At 63.7% G+C, this 1,290-nt stretch carries 1 protein-coding gene; it reads right to left on the minus strand.

Features of this window, described 5'->3' with window-relative positions:
- Positions 1-681: 681 nt before the first annotated feature.
- On the minus strand, positions 682-966 hold the full coding sequence (locus tag NZ773_16135; protein ID MCS6803456.1) for a GIY-YIG nuclease family protein: 285 nt from the start codon (positions 964-966) through the stop codon (positions 682-684).
- Positions 967-1,290 lie beyond the last annotated feature (324 nt).

Raw genomic sequence — 1,290 nt, forward strand, 5'->3', positions numbered from 1 at the left:
CGCTCTCGAGAGCAATCCCGGATTGACCTGCCCTCGGCCTCTTACAGGAGCGCGAGTGTAGCCACGACGGGATTGCGTCGCCGGCCTGACGGCCGGCTCGCAATGACGGTGATGGTGGTCACTTGGCATAGCCCGTCACCTGTGCTGCTGCGAAAGGGAGCAGCAGCTCGACAGTAAGAGTGGTCACCGGTCGTCGACCGAGACAGCGGGTCGGGGTCGTTCCTCGCTCTCGATGCCATGCCAGGATTATGGGTGAGCTGACGTCGTGCGTTTTGAGATGAGCGTGGCCCGCCATTTACCTCGTTGCGCGCTGGTCGAGAAGCGGCGAGCCGCACACGATCGGTTGCGCTGTGCAGTCATCCTCCGTCATTGCCGGTGGCGGCGAGGAACATGCCGCTCCCTCAGTTGGCTTCGCTGCAAGCTTCCCTGCAGCCGTCCTTGCGGGGGCGGCTGATTACCGTGGCGTTGTCGAGCCTTCACCGCGGCCTCCTCTCTGCCGTCATTGCGAGCCGGCCGTCAGGCCGGCGAAGCAATCCCGAAGGAAATTGCAACGCGGCTCGCCTTGCGCCACGGAATGCATGCTGGAAAGAGCATCGGCAGCAATCCTGCTCCAAGGAAAACGCGCCGGCGCCTCGCTGCCCTCACGACAGCGGGCACTTCGAGGAGACCACCGTCGTGCCGCTACAACTCGTCAGCAAGGTCGCGCCACGTCGGGTTCATTGCTGCGATCAGCTTCTCCTTCGCCCGTCGTGAGCCCGCCTTGATCTGCTTCTCTCGTTTGATGGCGCTAGCAATATCATCCCCACACTCGAACCACACCAGCTTGGTGACGTTGTAGCGCTTAGTGAAGCCCTCGACGAGCTTGGCTCGGTGCTGCCAGAGGCGAGCGCGGAGATCGCTGGTCACGCCGACATAGAGCACAGTATGGCGCTGATTGGTGAGAATGTAGACACAGCCGCCTTTCATCGCCTAGCCATAATAGCCGAGCGGTTGGATCTTGGGGTGACGAGACCGCAGAGTTACGAGGCCAGTGGCTGCGATCGGGATTGCCACGGCCTCGGTTCCCTCGGCCTCGCAATGACCGTGCCACGACGAGGGCGCCCCTCCGGCGTCGCCATTCTTGCCGGCCTGCTCCACCGGCCTCGCAATGACGGCGCCACGACGGGGGCGCTCCTCCTGTCCGTCATTGCGAGCCGGCCCCAATGCCGGCGACGCAATCCCAGTCGTGGCTACACTCGCGCTCCTGCAAAAGGCAGAGGGCAGGTCAATCCGGCATTGCTCTCGAGGGCC

This window comes from Dehalococcoidia bacterium (genome assembly GCA_025054935.1).
Classification (GTDB): domain Bacteria; phylum Chloroflexota; class Dehalococcoidia; order SpSt-223; family SpSt-223; genus JANWZD01.